At 31.1% G+C, this 6,237-nt stretch carries 8 protein-coding genes; 5 read left to right on the forward strand and 3 right to left on the reverse strand.

Annotated elements, in window-relative coordinates; translation table 11 throughout:
- Positions 1–145: 145 nt before the first annotated feature.
- A complete protein-coding gene (locus tag CG11_RS28415; protein WP_052600303.1) occupies positions 146–412 on the reverse strand; it encodes a helix-turn-helix domain-containing protein in 267 nt (88 codons plus the stop codon).
- A 44-nt stretch (positions 413–456) separates the two neighbouring features.
- Positions 457–714, reverse strand: a complete 258-nt coding sequence (locus CG11_RS28420) for a hypothetical protein (RefSeq protein ID WP_052600304.1) — start codon at positions 712–714, stop codon at positions 457–459.
- 514 nt (positions 715–1,228) lie between these two features.
- Here CG11_RS28420 and CG11_RS28425 point away from each other — a divergent pair.
- The 5 genes from CG11_RS28425 (at position 1,229) to CG11_RS28450 (ending at position 5,341) form a co-directional block, all read left to right on the forward strand.
- Positions 1,229–1,591 (forward strand): helix-turn-helix domain-containing protein, encoded by a 363-nt coding sequence (locus tag CG11_RS28425; protein ID WP_052600305.1) that lies wholly within the window; start codon positions 1,229–1,231, stop codon positions 1,589–1,591.
- Between the two features lie 67 nt (positions 1,592–1,658).
- Complete coding sequence (locus CG11_RS28430) at positions 1,659–2,480, forward strand: hypothetical protein (RefSeq protein WP_052600306.1); 822 nt, start codon at positions 1,659–1,661, stop codon at positions 2,478–2,480.
- A 578-nt stretch (positions 2,481–3,058) separates the two neighbouring features.
- Positions 3,059–3,610, forward strand: a complete 552-nt coding sequence (locus tag CG11_RS28435) for a 2OG-Fe(II) oxygenase (protein ID WP_052600307.1) — start codon at positions 3,059–3,061, stop codon at positions 3,608–3,610.
- Positions 3,611–3,893: 283 nt separating this feature from the next.
- Positions 3,894–4,385: a hypothetical protein gene (locus CG11_RS28440; RefSeq protein WP_052600308.1), complete on the forward strand. Its 492-nt coding sequence runs from the start codon at positions 3,894–3,896 to the stop codon at positions 4,383–4,385.
- Positions 4,386–4,849: 464 nt separating this feature from the next.
- Positions 4,850–5,341, forward strand: a complete 492-nt coding sequence (locus tag CG11_RS28450; protein ID WP_052600310.1) for a hypothetical protein — start codon at positions 4,850–4,852, stop codon at positions 5,339–5,341.
- A gap of 90 nt (positions 5,342–5,431) precedes the next feature.
- Here the strand turns inward: CG11_RS28450 and CG11_RS28455 are convergent, their stop codons facing one another.
- Positions 5,432–6,154: a site-specific integrase gene (locus CG11_RS28455; RefSeq protein ID WP_052600311.1), complete on the reverse strand. Its 723-nt coding sequence runs from the start codon at positions 6,152–6,154 to the stop codon at positions 5,432–5,434.
- Between the last annotated feature and the right edge of the window lie 83 nt (positions 6,155–6,237).

Genomic DNA, 6,237 nt, shown 5'->3' on the forward strand with positions numbered 1-6,237 from the left:
AAAAACTTGCTACCCTGTGACCAGAAGGAGAGTCGAACTCCTTTGATTGCTGCGGATAGACAATCTTCCCCGCCTGATCGTTTCTTGTTGTCAAAATTTTTGAATAGGGCGGAGCTGTAGCTCACCCTATTCTGTTTTAACATGCTTAATCAAAAGATGAAACATGTCTTAAATTGTTTCGCTGATAAGCTTTGAGGGATTCTTTTTCAAAAAACAAATAGCCTGTTTTTTTGTATTTGAATCCATCTAGTTTGCCCTCGTCCGCAAGCTTTCTTATTGTTCTAGGTTTGAAACCTAGGAAATATGCCGTTTCCTCTGTGTTTAAGAAGTCTTTCGTTTCGATAAGCTGTAGTAGATAAATTTTTTCAAGTTTCTCATCCATTTTATCTACTCTACTGTTTTGATCCTCCATATTTGTATTTTTAGGATGAATCCTGTTGGATTTTAAATAATTATTTATTGTATTTCTGAATGCTGTCGAATCGTTATTCTATCTATGCCTAACTCGAATTGTTCGACCAATTCAATGGCTTTTATTTCTAATAGTTTTTCCAGTTTTAATACCACCTCATAAGGCGTATTGGCTGGCGTTTTGAGCAAGCGAGTAAGCTTGTTTTGGCTAATGCCTAAAGTTGTGTTTAGTGCTTCGTATTGGTCAATCGAAAGGTTTTGTCTTAGGAATTGACAAAAAGTTGGTGTTTCAAAATCGGTCATAAAATTTGTTGTTTGGGCATGGCTTCGCCCTACCGCTTAAAAGCAGTGACAAGCCACATGAATAAAATAAGTGAAAGCATCAACTCGCTTTAACATTTGCTGAGTTCACAAACAAAGGAGCTAATACATTAAAATTTATTTGTTTTGTTGGACGCTAGAAGTCGCCTTCTAGTTGTTGATCCTCCATCCTCATAAAATCTCAACAATACCACTCGGTACGCCCAAAACCATTCATCCTAGTATGAAATGTTATTTTTTTAGGTTCGATTCTCGGATTTTCGTCTACATTTGTTTACATTGGTCTACATGGTAAATGATAAAAGGTATATTTAAAACCTTGAATAGAGTTTTAATTATTTGAGTCGAATATATTTTTAATCGTAATGTTTTTTTATTTGTATTAATATCTGTAGCTATTTCTTAATACAAACATATAATTATTATTTAAAAAAGTCAAACAAAAAGTATAAAATTATTCTTAAAATTATACTTAAAAATCTTTCAATATCCCAAAATGGCTATCAATCAGCGATTTAAACAATTATTAGAAGAGCTTAAGGTAAATGCTAATCAATTGGCAAAAGAGCTTAATATTTCACAACCTACAATTGCAAAAACATTGAGCGGTGCAACTTTGCCAAGCTCAAAGTTATTTGTTCCTCTACTAGAGAAATACCCTACTGTTAATTTAAATTGGTTAATTTCAGGAAAGGGAGAAATGTTTGTGGATGAAAATCCAATGAGTAAAGAATACTTGGATCGCTTGGCAGATAGTTTAGAAAGAGAAAATACGATGCTTAGAAAAGAAGTTAATGGACTAGCTGAAGAATTAGATCGGATCAGAAAAATAGTAGAAGCACTACCAGACGAGGATTAGAAATATATTTGATGCAATGGTGTCAGTAAGATCTAGGCAATCAAATGAAAGATAAACCTGAAAACTAATGAGAAAACTTGCGTTTTATTTCCTATCGCTTGCACTTGTATTTTATACTACTTTTGCTTGTTTGGAAACAAAATCTCCAAATACTCTCTCCAAAGCAAGTAAAGTTAAAATTTTATTTACTCCATCATTTCTTTGGGAAAGAGTTGAAATTTCACTGGGAGAAGAAAAAGTTATAGTTTCTTCTGAGGATTTTACATGGGATCACAAAAAACTAGAACATTATTTTCTACTTGATCAAGTAGAAAGAGACCAAATCGACATTTCCTATATAGGGTTGAATACTAAATTTGATACTACTTTTGTATTATCTGATTCTATTAATATTCTAAATCCCCCCCATAACGTAACAAACCATTATCAGGTTGAATATTTTAATGATTTTAAAATAGATACGACTCAAAATCAAGAAGGAGGAGTCGTGAATATAGAAGACCTATATGAAAGCAATTATGATGAATATGATGAATCTTTTTTAAGGGAATGGGAATCAGATACTTTGTTTATTTTATCTGAAATAATAGGAGATATTGCATATGTCGGTTATTCAAAATATAAAATATACTCGCTTGAAGATTCTTGTCTTATTGAAATGAAATCTAAGTTTTATGAGAAATCTACGACCTCTATATCAAAAATACCAAAGCTTGAATTTGAAGCAAGATTAAAAGAGCTTGAAGAAAGCTGCTTAGAAATTCCTTTTGGATTGTGTATGTCCTCTGTTAAAATCATTTTTGTTCAAAAAAATAAGATGATAACATTTTATGATAGAAGTTGCTCATGGGATGGGTTAAAGATATTGGGGAAACTTATTAAGAATTAAAGTTAGTAATATGACAGATGATTGTGTTTCAAAATACATCTTCAAAATAGTTATTATAAAGATGTTAATAATCTACTAACTGAATAAGAATAAACTAACTCAAGAAAGGCTGTAACCATTATAAATAAAGCGTTGTAGCGTTTTAATTTTTAATAATTTTTTACTTTAAATATGAATCTTTTTGTTGTCTGATTCGTTGTATTAAGTCCCTTATTGTATGGTTTAACTAATCAGCTAAATCCTGTACAATTACTTAATGAAAACAAATCTAAAACTAAAAGATGCGTTGTTACAACAACTATCTGAGCTTGACACACGCATCAAACAGACAGAAAACAAGATTGCTAACCAAAAGATTGAACGACTTGTAAAATTGAAACGGTCTTCAAAAAAATGAAAACAGCAGCAAGGAATTGATTCTTTGCTGCTGTTTTTTACTAGAAGGCTTTACAGGGAATTATTTATAAGTCTACTATAGACCATAAACCCCTTTTAAATACTATCATCTGGAAACTATTTTTACTTAAAATGTTTTATGAAAATAGTACTCTTAAATCTAGTTTAAAGAATAGCTTATTATGAAAGTAAAACGACTCTCTGACGAAGTATTTGAAATTGAAAATTTCTTATCAAAAGAAGAATGTAATCATTGGATTGAGTTCAGTGAAAAAAAGGGATATGAAGTCGCTAAAATCAATATGGGTTTTAGAAGTCAAGTAGTAAATACAGGAATTCGAAATAATGAACGAGTTATTTACAACAGTCTTGATTTAGCAAATCAACTTTGGGAAAAAATTAAAATTTTCGTTGTTTCTGAAACTAAATATGCTAAAGCTTGTGGTCTAAATGAAAGATTTCGATTTTATAAATACTCTCCTGGTCAAGAATTTAAAAGACATCGAGACGGAGCATACATACGAAATACAAATGAACGGAGTGAATACACATTGATTATTTATCTAAATGAAGAAATGATTGGAGGCGAAACAGAGTTTACTAAATTAAAAATCCAGCCTAAAACTGGAACTGCTATTATATTTAAACATGAAAGAGTACACTCTGGAAACATTATCACTAAAGGATTAAAGTATGTTCTTAGAACAGATATTATGTATAAAAGCAAAATATAAAACCGTACAGATTTTACTTTTTAAAAATTAAAAACAGAATCTACTCCAAAAAAGGGCTTACCCCCTGCTTTGAAGGGGCATATTGGAGCTTGGAAAATGGCTTCTATGAAGAATACGTCCGCATTTGTCAGTTGTGACGAAGGAACAATCATTCGACAAATGCAGTATTCGAATAGAGAAAGCCATCCAAGCGCAAATTTTACAAGCAATAATTTCTGAACTCTTAATGCTTTTAGATTTTAAACATATAGATTAAAAAACAGAACTATCAACATACAAACTCATGAATGATAAAATTGATATTTTCTATGCAATGGAGTACATAAATATCATTGGAAACAGAATTTTAAAAGTCTGGATAACTCCAAAGTATATTTTTGCAGCAAAAGTTAAAGGTTTTACATCTGAATACACTGGCATTTCCTTTTATGACCAAAACTTGGCAATCCACCCCTTATTAAGATTAGAACCCAAAGCTTATGTCAATTCTAAAGAGGAAAATAAATATTCACGCTTCTTCTTTGAAAAAATGTCCCCACAGCAATTTATGAGATTAAATAAAGAGAATTTTGTCATTCATAAAAATAAAATCAAAAGAGTCGATTATACAAAGAAAAAAAAGTGGGGTATGGGAAATTACCCGCATACTGGCAGGATTTTTATCAAAACTGAAAAAAATGAATTTAATAAAAAAAACAATAGAGAGTTTATAATAATAGCAGATCAAAACATTGAGAGAATAATGTCCATCTTAGTAAAAAATCATGAAATCTAACATTCAATTCAATATTGGTGTTAGAAGACTCATAATATGAAACAACTCTTACTATATACAACCCTATTATTTACTCTTTTGAGTTTAGGACAATCATGTTGCCTACCGAAAACGACTAAATGTATACTTTCAACCAATACCAACTTTAGAATTATTAAAAGAGAGGAAAGAAAAATAGGAGTTGAAATGATTAAAATAAATGAAGATTTATTTATAAATACCGATACCCTCTTCATTTCACGTAAGGTTCAAAAATTGGCATTGAAAAATAAAGTAAAAAACGCTAAGGAATTTTGCTTATTGATAAAGCCAGGCACTATATCAGAATCTTATATATTAGAAGTCAATCACACCAAAGTATGTATCCGAAATATTAATAGTATAAGCATTAAAGGAAAATACTATCGAAGTAACCTATATAATTACTGTAAAAATTTATTCAAAAGAAAAATGAAAATAAAATTATGACAATAGAAAATTTAACAGAAGGAGAATTTGGTTATTTTGGAGCTACCGTAAATTTAAAAGCTTGGAATAATTTTCTAAATGGTCCCAAAGAAATTGATATAATCTTTGTAAATAGTGAAGGAGATACAATAAAAAATATTATGCAAAAATTCTCTAGTACCTATGGATACATTATAAAAAATCAAAATAGTATCCAAAGAGATATGCTAGATTTCTTGCTGAATGAATACCCTTATCAAAGAGAAGACTATAGAGACTTTCTTGGAAGTAATTTTAAAAAATTAATGCCATCAATAAACCATATTGATGAATTCTCTAATCTAATTGGTTTATCTACAATTTATTTTAGACCTGAAATAAAAGATGGAATAGCTTATGTAGGTTATCAATTTTATTGTGCTTGGGACGAAGAGCATGGTTTGGGGTTTATAACTCATAAAGATGAAACTTTGGATATGGGAGGAGCTACTAGCGCTTTTAATTTCTAAAAACTATCTATAACAATTCTTCATACAAAACATCGAAAACAAATATAAAAAGGCAGTAAAAAGAATCATTTCACTGCCTGTACAATTATACTACCAATCCACCCCATCCAAAGCATCATTAATCAAATTATTCGAGAGATGCACATAAATCATAGTAGTAGCCAAATCCGAATGCTGCAGCATTGCCTTTAAAATATGAATCGGCACCTTACCAGCCAAATGCGTCGCAAAAGTATGTCGAGCTACATGACTTGTGAGCGCCTTGTGAATATCAGCCCGTTCTGCCAAGACTTTCAATGTTCTATTATAGTACTGGTTACTGTACTCATAAAATAGATGGGTACTAGGAGCCATTGCACCAAAGGAATATTTTTCGACAATATTTGTGGGTTTATCCCCATAGAGTTTGTACAAAGGCAAGATCAATTGTTTGCCTGTTTTTTGTGCCATAATCTTTAAGACATAGCCACCTTTTTCATTCTGCTCAATGTTTTCCCATTTGACCGAGCGCACATCTGCAAAGCGCAAACCTGTATAACAAGAAAATAAAAACATATCTCGAATCAACTCCAGATAAAATTCATCTTTAGAAAAAGAGAGCTGCTCCAGCTGTGTCACTTCTCCTTGAGTCAAAACGGTTCGTTCTGTTTTGACCTGTTTCGGACTAAATTTTTTATAAGGATTCTTATTGCTATCAAACATATCCAATTTAATGGCCAAATTGATATAGCGCCTGATTTGTTTGTGGTGAGTAAAGATTGTATTGATATGCAAATTGTGTTGATGTAAGAAACGGTCGTACTCAACAATCACTTGCGGAGTACCCTATCCTTAGGACCAGTTTAAGCTGATTTGTAATGAATATTCTGTAGATATTTTTCTTGCAAATCGCCCTC

Source organism: Aureispira sp. CCB-QB1, from assembly GCF_000724545.1.
Classification (GTDB): domain Bacteria; phylum Bacteroidota; class Bacteroidia; order Chitinophagales; family Saprospiraceae; genus Aureispira.

Excerpts from the sequence above, each read along its gene's own strand:
- CG11_RS28430 (WP_052600306.1), top strand. The coding sequence starts at position 1,659 with ATGAGAAAACTTGCGTTTTATTTCCTATCGCTTGCACTTGTATTTTAT.
- CG11_RS28415 (WP_052600303.1), bottom strand. The coding sequence starts at position 412 with ATGGAGGATCAAAACAGTAGAGTAGATAAAATGGATGAGAAACTTGAA.
- CG11_RS28425 (WP_052600305.1), top strand. The coding sequence starts at position 1,229 with ATGGCTATCAATCAGCGATTTAAACAATTATTAGAAGAGCTTAAGGTA.
- CG11_RS28440 (WP_052600308.1), top strand. The coding sequence starts at position 3,894 with ATGAATGATAAAATTGATATTTTCTATGCAATGGAGTACATAAATATC.
- CG11_RS28435 (WP_052600307.1), top strand. The coding sequence starts at position 3,059 with ATGAAAGTAAAACGACTCTCTGACGAAGTATTTGAAATTGAAAATTTC.
- CG11_RS28420 (WP_052600304.1), bottom strand. The coding sequence starts at position 714 with ATGACCGATTTTGAAACACCAACTTTTTGTCAATTCCTAAGACAAAAC.
- CG11_RS28450 (WP_052600310.1), top strand. The coding sequence starts at position 4,850 with ATGACAATAGAAAATTTAACAGAAGGAGAATTTGGTTATTTTGGAGCT.